Below are 22,015 nucleotides of genomic sequence, written 5' to 3' on the forward strand. Positions count from 1 at the left end.
TAATGAACAGTAATATAGGATATTTATATTATAGAAAATACTTTACAGATGAGTATATAAATAAATGTAAGGTAGAAAATGAAGAATATGAAAAAGAAGAAAATCCAGTAATAAAAATTAATAAAGAAATACTAAATGGCAGTAACATAGATGTTTTGAAAAATAATAAATTTGAATTTATGAAAGAAATTCAAGATAAATTATATACAGAAAAAATTTATTTTAAAATTACATATCCAGGACTTATAATAGGTACAGGATATAGTCATATATTAAAAGAAAAAGAAGAGTTTAAATTGGGGTTAGAATTTGATTATACAACAGGACTTCCCGTTATAAATGGATCATCAGTTAAAGGAGTGCTTAGAAATGTTTTTTATAACGAAAAAGATGATGAAAAATTAATTAAGGAGAAAAAAAGCTATATAGAAGATACTTTAAAAGAAGTAATGAAAAAAGAAAATATTGAATTTAATGAAGAATTTCATTTTGAAGAATTAACTAATAATATATTTGATGGTAAATTTAAAGAAAATGATGAAAATTATATTTGTATGCCAATGAATAAAAGAGATATATTTTTAGGGGCTACAATTGATATTGATGCTACTGCAAAACAAATGGAAAATGTTAAGGGGAAGAACTTGCTTGGAGAAGATTATATAACTCCTCATGGCAAAGAAAAAGATAAATTTAAAGAACCTAATCCTATTAAATTTTTAAAAGTAATGCCTAATGTGGTCTGGTGTTTTGGATTTAATCTTAAAAAGTTTAATGATGAAATAACTTCAGAAGTGAAAAAGAAACTGTTTAAACAGATTCTTTTAGATGTTGGAATTGGAGCTAAGACCAATGTAGGTTATGGAAGACTTGAATTTATTAAGTATTAGAGGTATTTATTATGAACATAAAAAACATAATAAACTCATTATTGTTGGAATGAAAATCCAAAAACCTACTAAGGAAACTGAAGTATTAAAAATAATGGAAGATGGATTTTATTATAGGATTGGAAAAGCAAATCAAAAGAAAGTTACCTATGAAGAAATAGAAGAGGCTATTAAGGAAATAAATAAAAATGGCGTATTAACTAGGAAATGGTATAAACAAAGATTCCCTAAAATATCTAAAGATAATCCATGCAATTTTACAACGATTGGTGGATTATTAGTTAAAATTCAATTAGCTGAATATGAAATGGGAAAGTATTTGTATAAAAACAATAACAATGATTGAGAATAATAAGCTAATTCATCATGGTATTTGTGATTGGGAGATAAATTCCAAGGAGTTAAGTAATTATTTAGGTACAGTAGAAGAACATATGTTAGTTAATAGGATACATGGTGTTGATAGGTATAAAACAAACTTAGAGGTACTAAAGAAATTTAATACTCCAGATACAGTAATTATAGTAAATGGAGAGAATTTTCCAGATGCCATATCAGCTACACCTTTAGCTAAGAAGTATAAAGCACCTTTAATGCTAGTTAATAAGGAATTAACAGGAGAACAACAAAGTTATATATATCATGGTGGCATTAAAAAGGCTATAATAGTTGGAGGTACTTCAGTTGTATCAAAAAGTATGAGGGTACACTAAGAGAGTTGACTACAAATGTAGTACGATTAGCGGGTAATGATAGATATGATACCTGCAATAAAGTAGCAAATGATATTGGTAAGAAAGATGGGTTTATTGTAGTTAACGGAAATAACTTTCCAGATGCACTTTCAGCATCTACTGCAGCATCCTCATTAGGTGTGCCTATACTACTGACTGATAGGGATAAGATGCCAAACTATGAGGTAACTAATTTCCCTAAGAATAAAATTTTTATAATTGGTGGAAGCTCTGTTGTATCTGATAAAATTAAAAATCAGTTCAATGCTATTAGAGTAGGCGGTAAAGACAGATATGACACTAATTTAGAAGTACTTAGAGGTTTTTAAGACGTACTAAATTTTAATCACACTTACGTATCTAGTGGAGAAAATTTCCCAGATGCTTTAAGTGCATCAGTTTTAGCATTATCAACTAATTCACCTCTGGTATTAGCTCCATATAGAATGAGAAAAGATGCAAAAGATTTTATAAATTCAACTGGATGTGAGAAAGTATCTTTAGTAGGTGGAGTAAGTGTAATTGATAATTATAAAAAATAGAATTAAACTAGACAAAAGTTGGAGTTTATTGGTGTTGAGTTAACCAATAACTTCAACTTTTAAATAATAATAAATAATAGTATGTATTTAAGCATAAAATGAAAAATTTATTGAATAAATACTGCTGAGCATTAACATGATATGTATTTAAATAGCTTGTCTATTTCTTCTACATCTCTAAAATATCTAGTTGAACATTAACATGAGATGTATTTAAATTTAATTAGCAATTCTAAATCTATTTCTGTCATTTCAGTTGAACATTAACATGAGATGTATTTAAGTAGAGAACTCAAGTTTCAATAATCATAAATTTAATAAGAAGGTGGGGACAATTATGAATCAAAAAGATAGAATGTTGGCTGGCCTTCCATATAAAGCAGGGTTAGATGGTTTGCCAGAAGAACGAATGGAGAATAAAAAGAAGAACTATGAATATAATCATTGCTTGCCAGATGAATGGGAAAAAATCAATAATTTAATAAGAGATATCCTTGGAAAAGTAGGTAAAGATGTAAATATAGAAGCCCCATTTCATTGTGACTATGGAAAGAATATTGAAGTTGGCCATAATTTTTTTGCAAATTATAATTGTACAATTTTAGATGTGGGAAAAGTTATCATAGGTAATAATGTACAATTTGCTCCAAATGTTTCTTTATACACAGCAGGTCATCCAATACATCCTCATTCACGAAATTCTGGATATGAATATGGTATAGGGATAACAATAGGAGATAATGTGTGGCTAGGAGGAAATGTTGTTGTAAATCCAGGGGTTCATATTGGAAATAATGTTGTTGTTGGCTCAGGAAGTGTTGTTACAAAAGATATTCCAGATAATATGATAGCAGTAGGAAATCCATGCAAAGTTATTCGTGAAATTACAGAAAAAGATCGTAAGTATTATTATAAAAATTATGAATTTGATGTTGATGATTATAAAGATTAATAATAGTTTATTCACTTCTATTATCTTTAATAAATGCATACTTTTTATAAATTGTTTATGCCTTTAGATTTTTTATAAATATATAAAGGGGACTGTGGAATTAAAGAATTTAACACTAATATATAGTTTTGTAACTTTAAAGTTCATGCACTATTATTGTACAAATTATTCTTATTGCCACAGCCCCATAAATTGTTACAGTATATATTAGTAAATCTATATTACATAGAACTATAAAGGTTCTATTTTTTTATATCATGTCTCAGTTCATTTCATATATTTTGTAGATACTTTAATATTATTAAAGTAGTTCTTTACAGGTTATAATTATTTGGTTCTATTTCTTTTTGTCTATATTCTTTAGTAAATAAGAAAGGTACATATACTATAGAATAACAAACTAAACTTATTAATACTAATTTCCAAGTAAGAACAATATTACTTCCATCAGATCCAGAAAGAATACCAAGCATATTATTATTCATAAAATGAAGCATACAAACAGCCCATATATTTTCAGTTTTCATATATACAAATCCAAAGAATATAGCCAAAGCAATACAAACAATTAATTGATTTATAATAGAAAGAAAAGAGGTCTTTGGACTATAAAACATAATATTTAATGGTAGATGCCATATACCCCAAATAAGTCCTAAAATAATAACTCCTTTTATTTTACCAAATCTTTTTTGAAGGGCAGGTTGAAGAAAATATCTCCATCCATATTCTTCTCCCAAAAAAGGAGCAAAGGTAAATATAAAAGAAATAGGCATAAGAAATATAGAAATCAATTTTTTTATATCTTTAAAAATAGCTATAGATTCATTAAGTTTACCACTGGTTATTGAACTTAAAAATACTGTTAATAAATACAAAACTAAAAATAGTATACAACATAAAATGGATTCCTTTAAGTTTTTATTAAAAGTTAGACCAAATTTATCTAAATTCTCTCCATTATCAACAAAGTACATAATTATTAATACAATGCTTTCAAGTGAGCACCACAGTAATAAAGGAATATTTGGATCTTTGTGAAAACCTAATGTCATCACTAAAAGAAATAGAATAGATGTAATGGTAAAAAATAAGAAAGTATAAAAGAATTTTAAGGGTAATTTTTTACCCAGGGATTTATTTAATAATAAACTCATTATTACACCTGTGGCAGGATAATACATTTGTACTAGTGGAAATGCATCTACTGAGGATTTTCCATATGCAAATGCCATAAAAATTCCCATTATGACAACAAGACCAAAGTTGATTATAAAAAATAAAATAAGTTCCCTTTTAGAAATATTGTGTTCAGACATTATATACCTCCATAAATATAAATTTTAAATAATTGAAACCTTTTTATAAATTTTACTGGATAACAATAGTAATTATAACATATTTTTACCATAAAATTAATAATCACAGGAGCATTATATTTTTATTTCCATGGAAAACTTTTTAAAATTTCAGTATTTTTATCTATAAAAAATACTATAGTTTTATTATCTTAAGTCAAGTAGTTATTATGATGCTTGGAATAGTAATAACTAACTATCACTTTTATAAATATTGTAAGAAAAAAGTATAAAGTAAGAATAACTTTGTATTTGTCTAGCTCTTACTTTATACTTTTTTTATATAATACATGCATAAATTTAATATAATTATTAAAAAATTCTATATAAAAAGAGCTGCACCATCCTCAAAAATAAGTTAGTATAAAAAATCATAAGGTACCTTTCAATTTTAAGATAAAATACAAGGAGGAATTCTATATGGATGGAAATGATATGGATTTAATGGAGCAGTTTATCCGTATTCAATGGTTACTTCATAGATATAATCAACAAAATTTTATGAATCATGGGCCTATTGGCAATCCAAGAAGAGGGCAAGGAAGAGTACTTGCCATATTAAAGATGAAACCTGAAATTACTCAAAAAGATTTGTCTTATCTTTTGGATATGCGTCCACAATCTTTAGGAGAACTTCTTTCCAAGTTAGAGAAAAAAGGATATATAACTCGTACACCATCAGAAAAAGATAGAAGGGTTATTAATATTAAGCTTACTGAAGAAGGAAAACAAGCTACAGTTGAGGAATTAGATTTTAGGAACTTATTCCAGTGCTTAAATGAGGAAGAACAAAATAATTTAAATGTTTATCTTCAACGTATTATAAAATCACTAGAAGAAGAACTTGGAGATATTGATGAACATGATGTTCATATGCATGGGCACAGAGGGAATCCATTCCATAATCATTTTGGAAGGCCTGGACGTGGAGGCAATCCATTGGGGGGCCTTGGACATGGTGGTAATCCATTTGGAGGACATGAAAATAAGGAAAATACATTCCACAATTATTTCGCAGGTCATGAACATGGTGGAAATCCATTTGAAGGTCATGGAGAGAATCCATCTAATAAGCATTCTGCAGGTAATGGAGATGACAATCATGACGAGACTATGAAGCAAGAACAGAAAAATGGCAAAAAATTTCCTTTTGCTGGTGGATTCTTCGGTAATCAGGGTGACCAAAAAAAAGATTATGATCATAGGGCGTTTGATTCAGATCCACAGAATGAAATATCTTTTCATGAAGAAGATAAAATCAATGAAGAACATACTAAATTACAGGATTCCCAAAAGGATAAAAAAGAAGACTAGTACCCATAATTTTAAAGAAATATATGAAGGCGCCAGCATAATAAAGTGCATTTGACCGTGAAGAAAAAATAAGTAAAAACTCATGGAGTAGTAATTCATTTGTTAGTATAAAACACCCTAAAGCTCATATATGATACTCTATATCAAAGTACACAGATAAAAAATCTGTTCATAGTGTATTATACAGGAACATTGGGGTGTTTTTATTAAAGTTCTATTTTTAGATTTTTATTTCTGTTTATAATTTATGAACTAATTTATCAATATCTCCACATTCAATGTGTTTAATATTTTCTTTGATTTTTTCACATGGCCAATCCCACCATCTGATTTTTAATAGTTTATTTATTGTATCCTCATTAAACCTTTTTTTTATGGTTTTTGCTGGTACTCCTGCAACAATATTATAGGGTGGAACATCTCGGGTTACCACTGCTCTAGTTCCTATAATTGCACCATCTCCAATTTTTACACCGGACATAATTATAGCTTCATATCCTATCCACACATCATTTCCGATTACTATATCTCCTTTGTTGTCCCAAGCATCTTTTGGGTTTAATGTTTCATCCCATTCATCGCCAAAAACAGGGAAGGTATAGGTAGATAGGGATTTCAATGTATGGTTCCCACAATTCATAATAAATTTTGCACCACAAGAGATTGAACAAAACTTCCCTATAATTAATTTATCTTTGTTTATAGGATAATGGTACATTACGTTATTTTTCTCAAAGTCCCTTGGATTATTATGAAAATCATTATATATTGTATAATCTCCTATTTCTATGTTCTCTCCACTAATTACATTTTTAAGATAAACTGTATGATAATCAATAGTTCTTGGATAACACTTATTTAAATTTGGAATAGTCACCTTAACCATCTCCTTTATATATAATATCTTCATGACTATGCCATTGTTACAATGTATTTATTTAAAATATTACTTTTTAAATACCACTTATATAATTTATTTTAAGTTTTTAATTATTTTAAAATACCTTAATTATAAAGTTCACACACAAATAATTATGGCATAATGGATATTTATCTATTGTTCTAGTTAAAAAAACTTTAGGGCACATATTTTCTTAAGTTAAGTTTTCAGAAAATCTTACTTACAGTTGATTTATCCTTGGCTTAATGTGGAAAACATTATTTTGTAAGATAACTTTAATTACTATAAGCAGTTATATTATAAATGACTGGATTGGGAATATATAGAAAATGGTCACTTATGTATAGAAGTATGAATATCCTGTTTATATAGTTATATTAGGAGAAATGATTAATGTTTTATTATTTATATCCATATCCAGAGGATTACAGACAATATTATAGAGCAGTGTATCGTATACTTATAAACACTAAAGCACACACACTTACTTTGTTTAAGGATAATAAAGTTTACAAAACTTATAAGGTTGCCGTTGGCAAACCAGCTACCCCAACACCTAAGGGAACTTTTAAAATAATCAATCGGGCTATAAATCCAGGAGGCCCTTTTGGTGCAAGATGGTTAGGATTAAATGCTCCTTATGGAGACTATGGAATTCATGGCACAAATAATCCTTCATCTATTGGAAAGAGCGTATCTAATGGATGTATAAGAATGTATAATAATCAAGTTATTGAGCTAAGTAATCTTGTCCCCATAGGCACAACAGTTACAATAATATAATTTTATATATTTATAATTTTTTTCATATACCTTCAGTGAGCTAAAATTTAATTTAGTTAATTGAAGGTGTAATTATTTTTATATATAAGAATAAATTGTATATAATCTAATCTATTGTACTAAGTTGAATTTTCAGCCAATATTACTGTCAGTTGATTTAGCGTTGGTTCAATGTGTAAAATATGATTTTGCAAGCTCAAATTAACTAGCACAACAAGTTAATTTAAGTATTAGTAGAATTTAATGAGCCTAATCCATTTAAAGAAATAGAGATCATTTTTTTAGTTATTTCTTCCGGAGTGTTTTTTTTCCCTTCAAGAATCCAACGGTTCGTTATGGCCATACAACCAGAAATTATGTAATCGCATATATAAGATAAATCTTCTTCTTTAATGTTATTCCATGATGATGTAATAAATGTTTCAGCATATTCTTTTTGTAAGTGGTGAATTAATTTTTTATCAAATCCAGTGGGACTATTGAAAAAAGTATTACAGTTTTCTAACCTATTATATACAAATTGGTTAAATGAAAGTAGGGTTTCAAATAAGTTTTCTTCTGAATTAATAGGGCTATGATCACGAAATATTTTATCAATTTCAAAAAATAATTCTTCTTCCACTTCTTTATATAAATCATAAATATCTTTATAATGAATATAAAAAGTCCCCCTATGTATATCTGCAAGATCTGTTAATTCCTTTACAGAAATATCATTTACTTTTTTATATTTCAATAAATTCATCATTCCATCTTTTAATGCTTTTTTTGTTTTTCTTACGCGACGATCTTCTTTTTTCAAAATTTTCACTACCTTTCTCAACACTAACACATTAAAGTGTTCATTATTAAACATTTCTAATAACATTGATCATTGAAAAAATGCATGTCCTTCTATTATAATATCTATACATAAGAAAATAAACAAGTGTCTATTAAAGGAATAAAGTTGTTTACTTTAAATTAGACAATTGATAAAGGATAGGTGAAAAATTTTGAGCTTTATTCGTGTAAAAAATGGAACAAAAAAATTTATAGTTGGAAATAATGAAATCTATGCAAATAAAGATATTAATTTTGAAATTGATAAAGGAGAATTTGTTATTGTTTTAGGAGCAAGTGGAGCAGGAAAATCTACATTGCTTAATGTTCTAGGTGGTATGGATACATATGATAGTGGGGAAGTTATAGTTGATGGAGTAGATATTATTAAATTAAACAAGAAAGAAATAACTACCTACAGAAGACATGATATTGGATTTGTTTTTCAATTTTATAATTTAGTCCCAAACCTAACTGCAAAAGAGAATATAGAACTTTCTTGTGAAATTTGTCCTAATTCTTTAGATGTGAATTATGTTTTAAAACAGGTTGGATTAGAACATAGAAAATCAAATTTCCCTGCTCAGCTTTCCGGTGGAGAACAGCAGCGTGTTGCCATAGCCAGAGCTTTGGCAAAAAATCCTAAATTGCTATTATGTGATGAGCCAACAGGGGCTTTAGATTATGAAACAGGTAAACAAATTTTAAGGTTGCTCCAGGATAGTTGTAGAAAAACAGGAACTACGGCTATTGTTATTACACATAATTCTGCAATTGCTCCTATGGCTGATAAAATTATTAGAATTAATGATGGGAAAGTTCGTAGTGTGGAACTAAATTCCAATCCTATTCCTATTAAAGATATTTCATGGTAAGGAGCATAAAAATGAAAAAAACAAAAAGGAAAGCCTTACAAAAAAACAGTCTCAGAGAAATATTAAATTCTAAAGCACGTTTCTTTTCTATTTTAGGTATAATCTTACTGGGGGTATGCTTTTATGGTGGAATTAAAGCAACTAGTCCAGATATGGTTAATACTGCAGATAAATATTATTTAAAGAAGAATTTAATGGATACAAAGGTTGTTTCCACATTGGGAATAGCTAACAAAGATATAGATATATTAAAACATGATAAAAACATTTTAGATTTTGAAACTTTATATACTAAAGATGTAAATTTGTCAAAGGACAACCAGGTAGTACGCTTTTATTCTTACGATATAAATAAAAATAAACATATAAATGATTATGAAGTAGTAAAAGGAAGATTGCCCCAAAAAAGTGGGGAAATTGCTCTAGACAATAAAGCTGATTCATATAAGAAGTATAAAATAGGAGATACCTTTAAAATAGACGAAAAAGGTGATGAAAATGAAAATTTTAATACTACAACATATAAGATAGTAGGTTTTGTTAATTCACCTATGTATATTGAAAATATTGCTAGGGGAAACACAAATGTGGGCAAAGGGTCTATTGATTACTTTGCTGTTATATCAGAAAAAGATTTTAATATGAAATCTTACACTGAAGTGTATTTAAAATATAAGAATATTGATAAAGAACAAGCATATTCAAGTTCTTATAATGAAAAAGTGGCTTCAAATAAAGGTAAATTAAAATCAAACTTTAAAACTAGACCAAAGGAAAGATTAATCGAAATAAAAAAGCAAGCGGAAGAAACCATTAAAGATGCTAAGAATAAGATAGTAACTGGTGAAGAAAAATTACAAAAGGCTAAAATAGATTTAGAAAATGGACGTAAAAAGTTAGAGGATGGTAAAAAACAGTTAGAAAAAGGAAAAATTCAATATAATGAAAAGATTAAAAATGGGGAAAATCAATTAGAAGCTAATTCTAAAAAACTTGAAAATGGTAAAAAACAGCTTCAGGATAAAGAGAAAGAATTAGCTAATTCAAAGGCCATTTTAGATAAATCAAAAATAGACCTAGAAAATGGAGCTAAAAAATTACAACAAGGTGGATTGGACCCTAATACTGATGTTAATGAACTTGAACAAAAGTATACATCCATAAAAAATTTTTCTACTTCATTAAATTCTGTAGCCTCAGATATGACATCTACTATTGAATCCACTGGTAATGGTACTAAAATTTCACAGCATAAGATTGATGGATGGATTTCTCAATTAAACAATCCTATTGAAGACTTAAGTAAAGCTAAAGATGGAATAAAAGCACTATCAAAAGTTACAATGAATGAAAACAATCGTATGATGTCTATGGGTATTGCATCTCAGCTTAAAGATGCTGGAAGTCAGGCAGAAGGGAAATCTCAATCTTTAGGAAAATTAATATCAGTATTAAAACCCTATAATACAGGGAAAAAGCAATATGAAGAAGGATTATCTAAATATAATGAAGGATCCATTAAGATTACTGAAGCAAAAAATCAATTAATAAATGGAGAAAAAGCCCTAAAAGAAGGAAAAGATAAATTAGAACAAGGGAAAACAGATGGAGAAAAAAAGTTAAATCAATCAGCTTTGGAACTTAAAAATGGGGAAAAAGATTTATCTTATGGAGAGAATAAAATAAAAGAGGAAACAAAAAAATTAGAAGATGGTAAAAAGAAGATAATAAACGAAGAAAATAAGTTGAAAAATTTAAAAGAGCCAACTTACTATTTCTTTGACAGAGAAGATAATCCAGGGTATGAAGAATTTAATGAAAATGCTAAGAGAATATCTTCTATAGCTACAGTATTTCCTGTGTTTTTCTTTATGATAGCTGCTCTTGTTAGTTTAACTACTATGACCAGAATGGTGGACGAAAAACGTGGAGAAATTGGTACATTAAAGGCATTGGGATACTCAAATTTAGAAATAGCCCAGAAATACATTATCTATGCAACTTCTGCTAGTTTAATAGGAAGTATTTTAGGACTATTCCTTGGATTTAATGTTTTTCCAAATGTAATTTTTAATGCCTATGGTTCTATGTATAACTTACCACCTGTTATTATTACATACTATTGGAGCTATTCTATTCAATCTATTGTGGTTTCTTTAATATGTACATTAATGTCTGCATTGGTGGTATTAAAAGTAGATTTATTTAGTGAACCAGCAGTTTTAATGAGACCTAAGACACCAAAAGCAGGGCAAAGAATTTTGTTAGAGAGAATTCCATTTATATGGGATAGGTTGAATTTTAATAAGAAAGTAACCATTCGTAATCTATTTAGATATAAACAAAGAATGCTTATGACAGTGTTTGGAATTGCAGGATGCATGGCTTTAATTGTTACAGGATTTGGATTGCGTGATTCAATTAGCGATGTTATAAATATTCAATTTAATAAGTTATGGCACTATCAAGGAATTGTTACCTATAATAAGGATGCTACCCAAAAGGATAATGAACAGTACGAAAATGAATTAATGAAAATTTCCGGTTATAAACAGCGCTTAACTATTTCTCAGCAATCTATGAAGGTTATAAAAAATGGTATTAATGCTCAAGAAGTAAAAGTAGATGTACCTAAAACCACAGATAATTTAAATAAATTTATTTTATTTAATAATAGAAAAACAGGAGAAACCTATAGTATTAGTGATAAAGGTGCTATTATAAATGAGAAATTGGCAAAGATATTTAAGTTAAAAGAGGGAGATATCTTTCAAGTTATAAACAGTAATAATCAAAAATTCTCTTTAAAAGTTGATAAAATAGTTGAGAATTATGCTATGCATTTTATTTATGTAACTCCAACATATTATGAGAAAATTTTTAATAAAAAACCTGAGTATAATTCTGACTTAATATTATTTAACAGAGATTTAAGTGATAAAGAAGAGAATGTAATATCTAGCAAATTAATGGAGTACAATAAAGTTATAAATGTAACTTTCTTAAGTAAGACTAGTAATGCAATGAATGACAGTATTAATAGTTTAGGTGTTGTTGTATGGGTTTTAATTATTTCTGCTGGAACATTAGCCTTTATAGTTTTGTATAACTTAAACAATATTAATATTTCTGAACGTATTCGGGAATTATCTACTATTAAGGTTTTAGGTCTTTATGATAATGAGGTAACCATGTATGTATATAGAGAAAATAATATTTTGACCTTCATTGGTATATTAGTTGGATGTGTAGTTGGTAAGCTATTTCATGGCTTTGTTCTAGGAACTGCAGAAGTTGATATGCTTATGTTTTCTCCAACTATTCATGTAATAAGTTATGTGTACTCTGGACTTATAACAATTTTGTTCTCACTTATTGTTATGGCAGTAATGCATAGGAAGTTGTGCAAAATTGATATGATTGAAGCATTAAAATCTAACGAATAGCCTTTAAAAATAATGATTTTAAAATCGAATAGAATAGAAATTTTAGAATTATATAGAATAATGAGTTTCAAGTTCAATAGAATAGAAAGTTTAGAGTTCAATAGAATAATTGATTTTAAAGTTGAATAGAGTAGGAATTTTCAAGCTAAATGTAGCTTGTACATTAAAATTTTTATGAATAAGAACATTATATAAAAAGTCATGCTAAAATTAGCGTGGCTTTTATATAGTTTATTATAAGATTTATATAAATTTTAAACAAACAATATTATTATTTTTTTATATGATTTTCATTAAATATTTTTCTCAAATGAAGTTCATCTACAACTAACATAATTATGCTCCCTATTAATAAAAATAATGCTTGCATGTTTTCGTTATTTATAGGTAGTGGTTGAATAATTGACCAAGCTCCAAAGATTCCATAAATAAATCCGAATATTATCATACTAAATCCACCATATTTTTGAGCTACAATCCAAGTATCTTTGTTTTTCATAGAAAAGGGTGTTCTATATCCATATATACTGTTTATGTGTTTTGGTGGATATTTTATTAAAACAAATCCAAATACAATAAAAAATGATGCTATTATTAAAGAAAGCACATAATTACCTCCTTATAAAGTTATATTTATTTTAGTATATTTAAGTTATAATTCTATAAATTTGTTATGGTTACATATAAGATATATAATTTAATTTATTGTGGTGGTTAAAGTATTCACAGGAATTATATTTTGCTAAATTAGATTTTGGGCTAAAATTATTGTAAGTTCAGTTAGTTTAATTATGGATACAAAAAATACGGATTAATATAGGATACATGTAAATTATATCATACTAATATTATATTCTAAACTTATATAAAAGGGGTTATACATTTATGACTTAACTTTATAAATATTATTTATTTAAATACACATTATTGTTTTAAAACTATGGTAAATTGGATAATAATTAAGACAGGAAAAAGTACATCAATTATAGCAAGTATTACTGAAAGAATTAAAGATAAAGCAGGTATGAATTTAGAAAAATTAATAAAAGAATTAGGAAAGGCGCTAGGAGAAACTATGTTTAGTAGAAAAGAAAAAAGTAGTAAAAAGATTGATATTGAACAAATGACATCAACTGATATGTTTAAAATAATATTAAATAAATTATTTTATTCAGGAGATTACAACAAAGCAGAGGACTTAATTTTTGAAGAATTAGAGAAAAATAACTTGCCAGAAGTTTATGAATCAGCAGAAGAATTTTATAATTCATTACTAAAAAAGAGTGATGAAGAATTGAGTAAAAATAATTTTTCAAGAGAAGAAGTTTATCAAGGATTAGAGGATATACAAAAATTTAAAATTCAATAATAAATAAGACATATGTTTACATATTAAAAGTAGTAAACTGTATCCTATAAGGTAACACAGCCTATTTTCTGTGTCTACATTACAGGGTACAGCTTAAATTATTATACAAAAATATTTTAAAATAGCCTCAAATATATTATAAATCATTAATATTCTAAATAAAATTTGGTTATAAAACAGAGAAGAGGCTTCTTATATTGCATTTTATGCATTGTGAGACAGTCTCTTATTTATTTACCTCTGTGTATATTGTAAATATTCTATACATTTATAAGTTTGAATACTTATCCACATGTATAATTGAAGAATCCTGATACTGCAGTGGTACAAATGGATTCTGTGATTGGCAGCAAAGGTGGTAAATTTTCAACAAATGTGAAAAATCAAACTGTATGTTGGTTACAAAAACTGCATCTCATTTACAAAACATGCATTTCGGGTATAAAGGTGGCGTTTGGTTTACAAATATTCAGTTGGCAGTTACAAAGATTGCTTTTCAATTTACAAAGAGGCATCTTGTGTTACTATTGAGCTTTAAGAGAATGATTTACACACCATAACAATAAAAATATAAAGAATAACGATAAAAAATTATTGTAATTATTTAAAAGTTAATATATAATAATATAAAAATAAAAAAATATTTTTAAAAGAATTACTGAATGCAAAGAAAAATTATTTTCAAAAGGATTACTGAATATGAAGAAAAAGTAGTTTCATATGGGAAAAGGAGAATAGAGTATGATCCTAGTTAATTTGGATGTTATGATGGCAAAGCAAAAAATATCTTTAACAGATTTATCACAAGAATTAGGAATAACAATGGGGAATATATCAAATTTTAAAAATCAAAGAGCAAAAGCTTTGCGTTTTACTATTCTTGATAATTTATGTAGGATACTCCAATGCCAACCAGGGGATATTCTAGAATACATACAACAGAATAATTTAGAAAATGGGAAGGGAACTGTGAAAAATAATGATTATGAAATATGATATTGCAATTATTGGATTAGGACCTGGTGGTTCCACATTGGCACGATTGCTTTCTAAAGAATACAAAATCATTGCCATTGACAAAAAAGAGACTCTAGAAAATGGATTTCAGAAGCCCTGTGGAGGATTATTATCTTCTGATGCACAAAGAGCATTGGCCAAATTTAATATAAATCTTCCTAAGGATGTTATGGTAGATCCTCAGATTTTTGCCGTGAAAACCATAGATTTAAAAAATGATTTGATACAACACTATCAGCGATCTTATATTAATGTTCATCGTCATAAATTTGATATATGGTTAAAATCCCTTATTCCTAGTCATGTAGAAGTTCACAATAATTCTTATTGCTCCTTTATTGAAAAAACACAAGATGGGTACAAGATAACTTTTAATGAAAATGGTATAAAGAAAGTCATTCTAACTAAATATTTAATTGGAGCAGATGGTGCCAATTCATTGGTAAGAAAAACTCTTTATCCTAATAAAAAAATACGGACTTATATGTCCATACAGCAGTGGTTCATCGAAACTCATCCTAATCCATTTTATTCCTGCATTTTTGATCCAGAGAATACGGATTGTTGTTCTTGGTCTATTTCTAAGGATAATCATTTTATTTTTGGGGGTGCATTCCCAATAGATAATGGTAAAAAGGCATTTGAAAATCAAAAAAGAAAGTTAGAAAAAATAGGATTTAAATTTGGAAAACCTATAAAAACAGAAGCTTGCTTGGTTCTGCGGCCTTCTAAGTTATTTGATTTCTGCTGTGGTAGAGATAATATATTTTTAGTTGGAGAATCCGCTGGATTTATAAGCCCTAGTTCTCTAGAAGGAATCAGCTCAGCAATTAACAGTGCATACTATTTAAGTGAAATATTAAATTCTCATAGCAAAAATCCTAATAAGAAGTATAGATTAAAAACTTTTAATATCCGCTTAAAAATATTTTTTAAATTGTTAAAATGCCCATTTATGTACAATTCTTTTTTACGTAAGTTGGTATTGAAAAGTGGTTTTCAAAGTATTGAAATTGTTGAAAATTAGGGCTAAACAATTTACTTTATAAAGTTAAATTTATTATTTGCATCTTTTTATTGGATCATAAAAAGCAAATAGTCATATGAGAAAATAAATAAGCGTAGCAAACAAATAATCATATGTAAAGTAAATAAATGTAAAGAAACAAATAATCGTAAAAATATCAGTAATTATAAAAATAAATAACAATAAGAACAAATAATTTCAAGAAAAAATATATAAAAAAAAGGAGCTATAAAATGATAGAGATTAACAATATAACCAAAACTTATAATATTGGCAGTGATAAAATTACTGTATTAGACAATGTTAGTTTGAAAATAGAAAAAGGGGAATTTGTTGCTATAGTCGGTCCTTCAGGTTCAGGAAAATCTACCCTTATGAATATGATAGGTGGGCTAGACAGACCAACAAGTGGAGATGTATTTGTTGAAGGTGAAGATATTAGTAAGTTTAAAGATAAAGACATGTCTAAATTTAGAAATGAAAAAATAGGTTTCGTATTTCAATCTTTTAATTTAGAACCAACACTTACAGCCCTAGAAAATGTTATGATGCCTCTTATGATAGCTGGTAAGTCTGATAGAGAGATGAAGGATAAAGCAAGCTCAATGCTGGAAGCTTTAGGCATGGGAAATAGAAAGAAGCATAAGCCTACAGAGTTATCAGGAGGACAAAAGCAGAGAGTTAGTATTGCTAGAGCTTTAGTAAATAATCCTAAAATAATATTAGCAGACGAGCCCACTGGAAATCTAGATTCCAAATCAGGAAAAGCTGTAATGGATATTCTCACTAATTTTAAAAATAAGGGATATACCGTAATTATGGTAACCCATAATATTGAGGATGCAGGGTTTGCAGATAGAATTATTAAAATCAAAGATGGAAAGGTGGAGCAATAATATATGAAGCTAAAAAGTTATTCCAAAATAGCCTTTAAAAATTTAAGAAGAAGAAAGATGAGAACATTTCTTACTTCTTTTGCAGTTTCAATAGGAACTATGTTAATAATTCTTATGGTAAGTATCGGAGTAGGAGTTCAAAAAATAGCAATAGATTCAATAAAAGCTAATACTTCTGCAAATACAATTATGGTGAGTCCTCGTAATGTTGAAGAAGCTGATAAAATAATAGATATGAATAAAAATGATAAAAAACAAAAGAAAAAGTTTGTTCCTATAGATAAAAAAGCTTTAGATAAAATTAAAAATATAAGTTCTGTAAGTGAGATCACTGTTAGTAGTTACGCAAATGGTACAGATATAGAGTTTATGGGAAAAGCATTAAAAAATTCTTTTAATATTGCCTATGATTTAAACTATACAATTTTTACTAAGGATCAGATAGACAGTATAAGAATGAGAGAAAATAAAAAAGATTTAAAACCTATTATTTATGGAAATATACTTACTTCAAAGGATAAAAATTCAGTATTAATAAGTGAAAACTTATTAAAAAAACTAGGTATTAAAAATGCTAAAGATGTTATAGGGAAAGAGATTACAATTAAAGCAAAACTTCTAGAGGCTCCAGGAATACCAAAAATAGATCCTTTAATTAAAAAGTTTAAAGTCATTGGTTTAGTTAGAGAAGAATTTTCAGATAACGCTAATGTAATAATGTCTATAGAAGACGCTAAAGATATATTAGATTATACAAACATGAAAAAAAATTATTATGCTGAAAAAGGTCCAAGCCAAGTACAGGTTATAGCAAAAAAATTATCTGATGTTTCTACAATTTCTGATGAAATATCTAAAATGGAATATCAAGTCACAAGTATACAATCTTCAATTAAGGATATAAAGTCTGGTTTTATTATAATTCAAGCTGTACTTTCAGTAGTGGGTATTATAATAATATTTGTTGCTTCCATAGGGGTAATTAATACAATGACTATGTCTATATATGAAAGAACAAGATCTATAGGAATTATGAAGGCACTAGGTTGTTCCAGAGCCGATATAAGAAAATTATTTATTGTAGAGTCTGCAACTATTGGATTTATAGGTGGCTTAATGGGATTGGTGTTTAGTATAGTAAATACAGGAATTATTAAAGTAGCATTAACTGGATTCTTAAAATCCAAGGGAATTAAAAATATTCCTAATATTTTTGTTACACCTGTTTGGTTGGTTTTAGGAACAATAGGTTTTGCCATATTAATATCTATAGTTGCAGGTTTATATCCAGCTAATAAAGCTTCAAAACTTGATCCTATAGAATCTTTAAAATACGAATAGAAAATTAATAAATTATTTGTTAATAATAAAACTAATAATAGTATGTTTATATGTAAATTTTTAAGTTTCTAAGAATATCTAGTAAATTACTTTCCAATTAGACATAACAAAAAAGTAATTGAAGACAGCTTATGGTAGACAGAAGTTATACAAAAGAATTATAAAAACCCATACAATGTGAACTGGATAGTTCAATGTGTGGGTTTTTTATTATACTGATTTATTATGTTTTTTATTTAAAATATAATAAAGTATTTATTCAAGTTCTGCATCAGTTTCTTCTAGATGATATGGATAGGTTGATACTATTAGATTTTTATTTCTTAGCAAGCTTTCTCTAATTATAAAGCCAGTATGGTTGTGCAAAACTTTTCCTAAAGATGTATGAGTCATAAACTCAGGTATCATAACTGTTATTTTTTCATTTTTAGCTGTAGCATTACTCTTTAAAGTTTGGAACAGAGTTACTTACAGCCTCTAATTCAGTTAAGGCTGAACAACCAGAGGAAAATGCTTTTAAAATAAGGAAAAGACTTAATTCTGCGGTAGATTTTATTTATTGATGAACCATAGGGGCTGGTGCACCGTATATAGAATCTTTTATAAGTCCATAAATTATCATAAAAATCATACTTAATATAAAAAGGTAAGCAGGCATTGCAAATATTTTATGATATATTCAAAATTTAACTATACAGGTTAGAGCTCCCTTTTTCCTCTAAAGCAAATAATAGATTCTTTTGCTTTAAATATTCTTGGGATATTTTTAAAACAAAAGAATCTATTAAGAGCTTTCTTAGGATTAAAGAGTATGATTTTTGGGTACATCTTCCACCTCCTTTAATAAAATGTAAATAATATTTTAATATCTATAATACTCGGATTTTATATTAAAGCCAAGAGGTAATTAGTGTAATTTATAAATACTTAATTTTTTATTTGAGATCCATTTATTATTGCAATAGTTTATCTTATATTAAAAATCTACCATGCCAAATTTTGCTCGTTAATATACAAGATCTTTTATAGTAGTATAAAAATAATTTAATTGGTTGTACTATTTAAAGTTAATTTATAGAATCACATTTACAGTAGTATTATTTTATAAAGAATTATTTTAATATTGTAGCAAGTGTTTTTAATATTTTTGTAACCCAATTATTTTTGAAAAACTATATCATAAATAGTATAAAATTATGTATTAATAACAATATATTTGTAATATGATTAAACAATTTTTTTGTAAGAGGGTAGAAGATGAAAAAAATTCATACAGAAAAAATGAGAAAAAACATATTATTGCTATCTATAACTATAGCAGTAGTAATTATTTCATTTACCATAAAATCACATTTAAATAATAAAAAAGAAAAAATTTTAGTAGAGAAAAATTATGCTATATTAAAAAAGCTTGAAAATAAAAGTATTGATACTGTAGAGAAAAATATATCAAAAAATAAAGACAGTGGCTCTAAAGATACTAAAATGGATTTAGTAGGTAAAAAAAGTTCTGAAAGTAATAAGGTGTTTTTTGAAAGTTCTGTTTTTATGGGAGATTCTATAACTGAAGCTTTACAATTTTACGATATATTAAATCCTTCTTCTGTTTTAGCTGAAAAAGGACAAAGTGTTATACAAGCCAGAAAAGCCATATCTAAATTAGTAGGGTTAAATCCTAAGAGAATATTTTTGCTATATGGAGCAAATGATTTAGAACTTTTTTCTAACCCTAGTGACTTTGAAAACAATTATATAAAACTAATTGAAGATATAAAAGAGAAACTTCCAAATTCTCAAATATATATTGAATCTGTACTACCAATGCAACCTAAAGCAGAGAATGAAAATAAATTACTTTCTTCTGTTAGAAATAAACAGTTTCTAGAAGTTGTAAAAAGAGTGGCAGAAAAGGAAAAAGTTAATCTTGTGGATATTACATATTTAGTAGCTGGAAAAGATTATTTATATGAACCAGATGGAATACATTTTACTAAGAAGTTTTATGATTTATTATTGAATTTTTTAAGAGAAAAATTAATTAAATCCAATATATAGTGAATTTATTGTTTTAAGTAATTATAAAAAATATATTTAATAATCATTATTATTTTATAGGTTAAAATATGTAGATTTAGATAGGAAGATTAGTATGAACTATTTAAAAAAAAATAAAAACAAAATTGTAATGTTTATTACTGTTGCTTTCTTTATAATTTTTTCTAGTGGTTGTTCTATTATATACTTTAAATCACCTAAAGTATCTGAAATAGTAACAAATATAAAAAAAAATGCAGATTTATCATCAATGAACGAAGGTAATAAATCTAAACTTAGAAAGACTTATGGGATTAGTTATAGAAAATTAGAAGAATTTGCTTTTTATTCTCCAAAGACCAATATGGAAGCAAATGAAATCCTTATACTAAAACTTAAAGACCAACAGAATATGGATTCTATAAAAGAGCAAGTTGAAGAAAGAATTGAAAAGCAAGCTAATACATTTAAAGATTATGCACCTAAGCAATATGAATTATTAGAAAGTCATATTTTAGATATTAAAGGTAATTATTTAATATTAGTTGTATCAAAAAATGCAGATAAAATAATGAAAGATATTAATAATAGCTTCAAATAAAATAAGATTCGGAGTGAATGTTTTTGGTTTTTAGTAGTTTAATATTTATATTTGTTTTTTTACCAATTACTTTTTTATTATATTTTATATCACCCAAGAAAATAAAAAATCTTACTATATTAATGGTAAGTTTAATATTTTATGGATGGGGAGAACCTGTATATATATATCTTATGGTATTTAGTATAGTATTTGACTATTTTGCCAGCTTACTTATTAATAAACATAGGGGAAATAAAAAGCTTGCTAAAAGAATTTTTATAATAACATTAATAGTAAATTTAGGTATGCTAGGGTTTTTTAAATACTTTACTTTTATAATACATAATATTAATTATTTATTTGGATTAAATATAATTGTAGATAATATACCACTACCAGTTGGGATATCTTTTTATACTTTCCAAATTTTATCTTATGTAATAGATGTATATTTAAAAAAGGTAAAAGTACAAAAAAATATTATAGATTTTGGAGCTTATGTAACAATGTTTCCTCAATTAGTTGCAGGTCCAATAGTTAGATATAGTGATATAGCCTACCAATTAAAACATAGAAAAGAGAATTTTAATAAATTTGGTGATGGTGTAGAAAGATTTATTATTGGACTTGGAAAAAAAGTTTTGATTGCAAATAATGTAGGGCTTATTTGGACAAACATAAAATCTATGGAATTTTCTACTCTATCTATTGTTTCAGCCTGGCTTGGGATAATAGCCTTCACACTACAAATTTATTTTGATTTCAGTGGATATTCTGATATGGCTATAGGTCTTGGAAAAATGTTTGGCTTCGAGTTTATTGAAAATTTTAACTATCCTTATACATCAAAAAGTGTAAGTGAATTTTGGAGAAGATGGCATATTTCTTTAGGATCTTGGTTTAAGGAATATATATATATACCTTTAGGTGGAAATAGGGTTAGTTTAATAAAACAATGTAGAAATTTATTTATTGTTTGGTTTGCTACTGGACTATGGCATGGAGCTAGTTGGAACTTTATATTTTGGGGACTTTATTTTGGATTTTTTATATTTTTAGAAAAAATGTTCTTAGGAAAAGTTCTTCAAAAATTTAACGGATTTGTTTCAAATTTATATACTATGGTAATTG

General features: G+C 26.9%; 22 protein-coding genes and 2 pseudogenes. 18 read left to right on the forward strand and 6 right to left on the reverse strand.

Going from position 1 to position 22,015, the window contains the following annotated elements:
• Nucleotides 1-2 precede the first annotated feature (2 nt).
• The 6 genes and pseudogenes from cmr6 to NGI68_RS15035 all read left to right on the forward strand — a co-directional run bounded on the left by cmr6 (nucleotide 3) and on the right by NGI68_RS15035 (nucleotide 3,118).
• Nucleotides 3-890, forward strand: a complete 888-nt coding sequence (gene cmr6 / locus NGI68_RS15010) for a type III-B CRISPR module RAMP protein Cmr6 (protein WP_251862255.1) — start codon at nucleotides 3-5, stop codon at nucleotides 888-890.
• Entirely contained in the window at nucleotides 862-1,236 is a 375-nt protein-coding gene (locus NGI68_RS15015; RefSeq protein ID WP_251862256.1) for a hypothetical protein, read from the forward strand. The genes cmr6 and NGI68_RS15015 overlap by 29 nt, the downstream gene beginning before the upstream one ends.
• A complete protein-coding gene (locus tag NGI68_RS15020; RefSeq protein WP_251862257.1) occupies nucleotides 1,229-1,603 on the forward strand; it encodes a cell wall-binding repeat-containing protein in 375 nt (124 codons plus the stop codon). Before NGI68_RS15015 ends, NGI68_RS15020 begins: the two co-directional genes overlap by 8 nt.
• A 5-nt stretch (nucleotides 1,604-1,608) precedes the next feature.
• Nucleotides 1,609-1,953: a cell wall-binding repeat-containing protein gene (locus NGI68_RS15025; protein ID WP_251862258.1), complete on the forward strand. Its 345-nt coding sequence runs from the start codon at nucleotides 1,609-1,611 to the stop codon at nucleotides 1,951-1,953.
• Nucleotides 1,954-1,980: 27 nt separating this feature from the next.
• Nucleotides 1,981-2,166, forward strand: a pseudogene (locus NGI68_RS15030) (cell wall-binding repeat-containing protein); the annotation flags it as partial.
• Nucleotides 2,167-2,503: 337 nt separating this feature from the next.
• A complete protein-coding gene (locus tag NGI68_RS15035; protein ID WP_251862259.1) occupies nucleotides 2,504-3,118 on the forward strand; it encodes a sugar O-acetyltransferase in 615 nt (204 codons plus the stop codon).
• Nucleotides 3,119-3,432: 314 nt separating this feature from the next.
• Here the strand turns inward: NGI68_RS15035 and NGI68_RS15040 are convergent, their stop codons facing one another.
• Nucleotides 3,433-4,437, reverse strand: coding sequence for a CPBP family intramembrane glutamic endopeptidase (locus NGI68_RS15040; RefSeq protein WP_251862260.1), 1,005 nt, complete (start codon nucleotides 4,435-4,437; stop codon nucleotides 3,433-3,435).
• Between the two features lie 459 nt (nucleotides 4,438-4,896).
• On the opposite strand from NGI68_RS15040, the gene NGI68_RS17305 reads away from it, so the two are divergent.
• The gene (locus NGI68_RS17305) at nucleotides 4,897-5,790 is read left to right on the forward strand and encodes a MarR family winged helix-turn-helix transcriptional regulator (protein WP_502799398.1); all 894 of its coding nucleotides are present in this window, start codon (nucleotides 4,897-4,899) and stop codon (nucleotides 5,788-5,790) included.
• 238 nt (nucleotides 5,791-6,028) lie between these two features.
• Here NGI68_RS17305 and NGI68_RS15050 read toward each other — a convergent pair whose 3' ends face one another.
• The gene (locus NGI68_RS15050; RefSeq protein ID WP_251862261.1) at nucleotides 6,029-6,667 is read right to left on the reverse strand and encodes a CatB-related O-acetyltransferase; all 639 of its coding nucleotides are present in this window, start codon (nucleotides 6,665-6,667) and stop codon (nucleotides 6,029-6,031) included.
• 417 nt (nucleotides 6,668-7,084) lie between these two features.
• On the opposite strand from NGI68_RS15050, the gene NGI68_RS15055 reads away from it, so the two are divergent.
• Complete coding sequence (locus NGI68_RS15055; protein WP_251862262.1) at nucleotides 7,085-7,474, forward strand: L,D-transpeptidase; 390 nt, start codon at nucleotides 7,085-7,087, stop codon at nucleotides 7,472-7,474.
• Nucleotides 7,475-7,697: 223 nt separating this feature from the next.
• Here NGI68_RS15055 and NGI68_RS15060 read toward each other — a convergent pair whose 3' ends face one another.
• Nucleotides 7,698-8,330 (reverse strand): TetR/AcrR family transcriptional regulator, encoded by a 633-nt coding sequence (locus NGI68_RS15060; protein WP_251862263.1) that lies wholly within the window; start codon nucleotides 8,328-8,330, stop codon nucleotides 7,698-7,700.
• Nucleotides 8,331-8,469: 139 nt separating this feature from the next.
• On the opposite strand from NGI68_RS15060, the gene NGI68_RS15065 reads away from it, so the two are divergent.
• Both NGI68_RS15065 and NGI68_RS15070 read left to right on the forward strand, forming a co-directional pair.
• Nucleotides 8,470-9,171 carry an ABC transporter ATP-binding protein gene (locus NGI68_RS15065; RefSeq protein ID WP_251862264.1) on the forward strand — a complete coding sequence of 234 codons (702 nt, stop codon included), beginning with the start codon at nucleotides 8,470-8,472 and terminating at the stop codon, nucleotides 9,169-9,171.
• Between the two features lie 11 nt (nucleotides 9,172-9,182).
• The gene (locus NGI68_RS15070; protein WP_251862265.1) at nucleotides 9,183-12,617 is read left to right on the forward strand and encodes an FtsX-like permease family protein; all 3,435 of its coding nucleotides are present in this window, start codon (nucleotides 9,183-9,185) and stop codon (nucleotides 12,615-12,617) included.
• Between the two features lie 271 nt (nucleotides 12,618-12,888).
• Here NGI68_RS15070 and NGI68_RS15075 read toward each other — a convergent pair whose 3' ends face one another.
• A complete protein-coding gene (locus NGI68_RS15075; RefSeq protein WP_251862266.1) occupies nucleotides 12,889-13,224 on the reverse strand; it encodes an SdpI family protein in 336 nt (111 codons plus the stop codon).
• A gap of 417 nt (nucleotides 13,225-13,641) precedes the next feature.
• On the opposite strand from NGI68_RS15075, the gene NGI68_RS15080 reads away from it, so the two are divergent.
• The 5 genes from NGI68_RS15080 (at nucleotide 13,642) to NGI68_RS15100 (ending at nucleotide 18,267) form a co-directional block, all read left to right on the forward strand.
• Entirely contained in the window at nucleotides 13,642-13,986 is a 345-nt protein-coding gene (locus tag NGI68_RS15080) for a DUF6483 family protein (protein WP_251862278.1), read from the forward strand.
• A 741-nt stretch (nucleotides 13,987-14,727) separates the two neighbouring features.
• Nucleotides 14,728-14,982, forward strand: a complete 255-nt coding sequence (locus tag NGI68_RS15085) for a helix-turn-helix domain-containing protein (RefSeq protein ID WP_251862267.1) — start codon at nucleotides 14,728-14,730, stop codon at nucleotides 14,980-14,982.
• A complete protein-coding gene (locus NGI68_RS15090) occupies nucleotides 14,966-16,030 on the forward strand; it encodes an FAD-binding protein (protein WP_251862268.1) in 1,065 nt (354 codons plus the stop codon). The genes NGI68_RS15085 and NGI68_RS15090 overlap by 17 nt, the downstream gene beginning before the upstream one ends.
• 233 nt (nucleotides 16,031-16,263) lie before the next feature.
• Nucleotides 16,264-16,926, forward strand: coding sequence for an ABC transporter ATP-binding protein (locus tag NGI68_RS15095; protein ID WP_251862269.1), 663 nt, complete (start codon nucleotides 16,264-16,266; stop codon nucleotides 16,924-16,926).
• A 3-nt stretch (nucleotides 16,927-16,929) separates the two neighbouring features.
• The gene (locus NGI68_RS15100; RefSeq protein ID WP_251862270.1) at nucleotides 16,930-18,267 is read left to right on the forward strand and encodes an ABC transporter permease; all 1,338 of its coding nucleotides are present in this window, start codon (nucleotides 16,930-16,932) and stop codon (nucleotides 18,265-18,267) included.
• 255 nt (nucleotides 18,268-18,522) lie between these two features.
• On the opposite strand, the gene NGI68_RS15105 is transcribed toward NGI68_RS15100, so the two are convergent.
• Both NGI68_RS15105 and NGI68_RS15110 read right to left on the reverse strand, forming a co-directional pair.
• Nucleotides 18,523-18,729: a hypothetical protein gene (locus tag NGI68_RS15105; RefSeq protein ID WP_502799400.1), complete on the reverse strand. Its 207-nt coding sequence runs from the start codon at nucleotides 18,727-18,729 to the stop codon at nucleotides 18,523-18,525.
• Nucleotides 18,710-18,937, reverse strand: a pseudogene (locus NGI68_RS15110) (amino acid permease); the annotation flags it as partial. The pseudogene NGI68_RS15110 and the gene NGI68_RS15105, both read right to left, overlap by 20 nt.
• Nucleotides 18,938-19,524: 587 nt before the next feature.
• On the opposite strand from NGI68_RS15110, the gene NGI68_RS15115 reads away from it, so the two are divergent.
• From NGI68_RS15115 to NGI68_RS15125, 3 genes are all read left to right on the forward strand, one after another.
• Nucleotides 19,525-20,322 (forward strand): GDSL-type esterase/lipase family protein, encoded by a 798-nt coding sequence (locus NGI68_RS15115; protein ID WP_251862272.1) that lies wholly within the window; start codon nucleotides 19,525-19,527, stop codon nucleotides 20,320-20,322.
• A gap of 94 nt (nucleotides 20,323-20,416) precedes the next feature.
• Complete coding sequence (locus NGI68_RS15120; RefSeq protein WP_251862273.1) at nucleotides 20,417-20,902, forward strand: DUF4358 domain-containing protein; 486 nt, start codon at nucleotides 20,417-20,419, stop codon at nucleotides 20,900-20,902.
• Between the two features lie 173 nt (nucleotides 20,903-21,075).
• Nucleotides 21,076-22,015: MBOAT family O-acyltransferase (locus NGI68_RS15125; protein WP_502799399.1), on the forward strand; the 940-nt coding region annotated here is incomplete at its 3' end.

Source organism: Clostridium sp. Marseille-Q2269 (assembly GCF_943736985.1).
Taxonomy (GTDB): domain Bacteria; phylum Bacillota; class Clostridia; order Clostridiales; family Clostridiaceae; genus Clostridium_F.

Coding starts and splice junctions, on each gene's coding strand:
- cmr6 (WP_251862255.1), top strand. CDS start 3: ATGAACAGTAATATAGGATATTTATATTATAGAAAATACTTTACAGAT.
- NGI68_RS15015 (WP_251862256.1), top strand. CDS start 862: ATGGAAGACTTGAATTTATTAAGTATTAGAGGTATTTATTATGAACAT.
- NGI68_RS15020 (WP_251862257.1), top strand. CDS start 1,229: ATGATTGAGAATAATAAGCTAATTCATCATGGTATTTGTGATTGGGAG.
- NGI68_RS15035 (WP_251862259.1), top strand. CDS start 2,504: ATGAATCAAAAAGATAGAATGTTGGCTGGCCTTCCATATAAAGCAGGG.
- NGI68_RS15040 (WP_251862260.1), bottom strand. CDS start 4,437: ATGTCTGAACACAATATTTCTAAAAGGGAACTTATTTTATTTTTTATA.
- NGI68_RS17305 (WP_502799398.1), top strand. CDS start 4,897: ATGGATGGAAATGATATGGATTTAATGGAGCAGTTTATCCGTATTCAA.
- NGI68_RS15055 (WP_251862262.1), top strand. CDS start 7,085: ATGTTTTATTATTTATATCCATATCCAGAGGATTACAGACAATATTAT.
- NGI68_RS15060 (WP_251862263.1), bottom strand. CDS start 8,330: ATGTTTAATAATGAACACTTTAATGTGTTAGTGTTGAGAAAGGTAGTG.
- NGI68_RS15070 (WP_251862265.1), top strand. CDS start 9,183: ATGAAAAAAACAAAAAGGAAAGCCTTACAAAAAAACAGTCTCAGAGAA.
- NGI68_RS15080 (WP_251862278.1), top strand. CDS start 13,642: ATGAATTTAGAAAAATTAATAAAAGAATTAGGAAAGGCGCTAGGAGAA.
- NGI68_RS15085 (WP_251862267.1), top strand. CDS start 14,728: ATGATCCTAGTTAATTTGGATGTTATGATGGCAAAGCAAAAAATATCT.
- NGI68_RS15090 (WP_251862268.1), top strand. CDS start 14,966: ATGATTATGAAATATGATATTGCAATTATTGGATTAGGACCTGGTGGT.
- NGI68_RS15095 (WP_251862269.1), top strand. CDS start 16,264: ATGATAGAGATTAACAATATAACCAAAACTTATAATATTGGCAGTGAT.
- NGI68_RS15100 (WP_251862270.1), top strand. CDS start 16,930: ATGAAGCTAAAAAGTTATTCCAAAATAGCCTTTAAAAATTTAAGAAGA.
- NGI68_RS15115 (WP_251862272.1), top strand. CDS start 19,525: ATGAAAAAAATTCATACAGAAAAAATGAGAAAAAACATATTATTGCTA.
- NGI68_RS15120 (WP_251862273.1), top strand. CDS start 20,417: ATGAACTATTTAAAAAAAAATAAAAACAAAATTGTAATGTTTATTACT.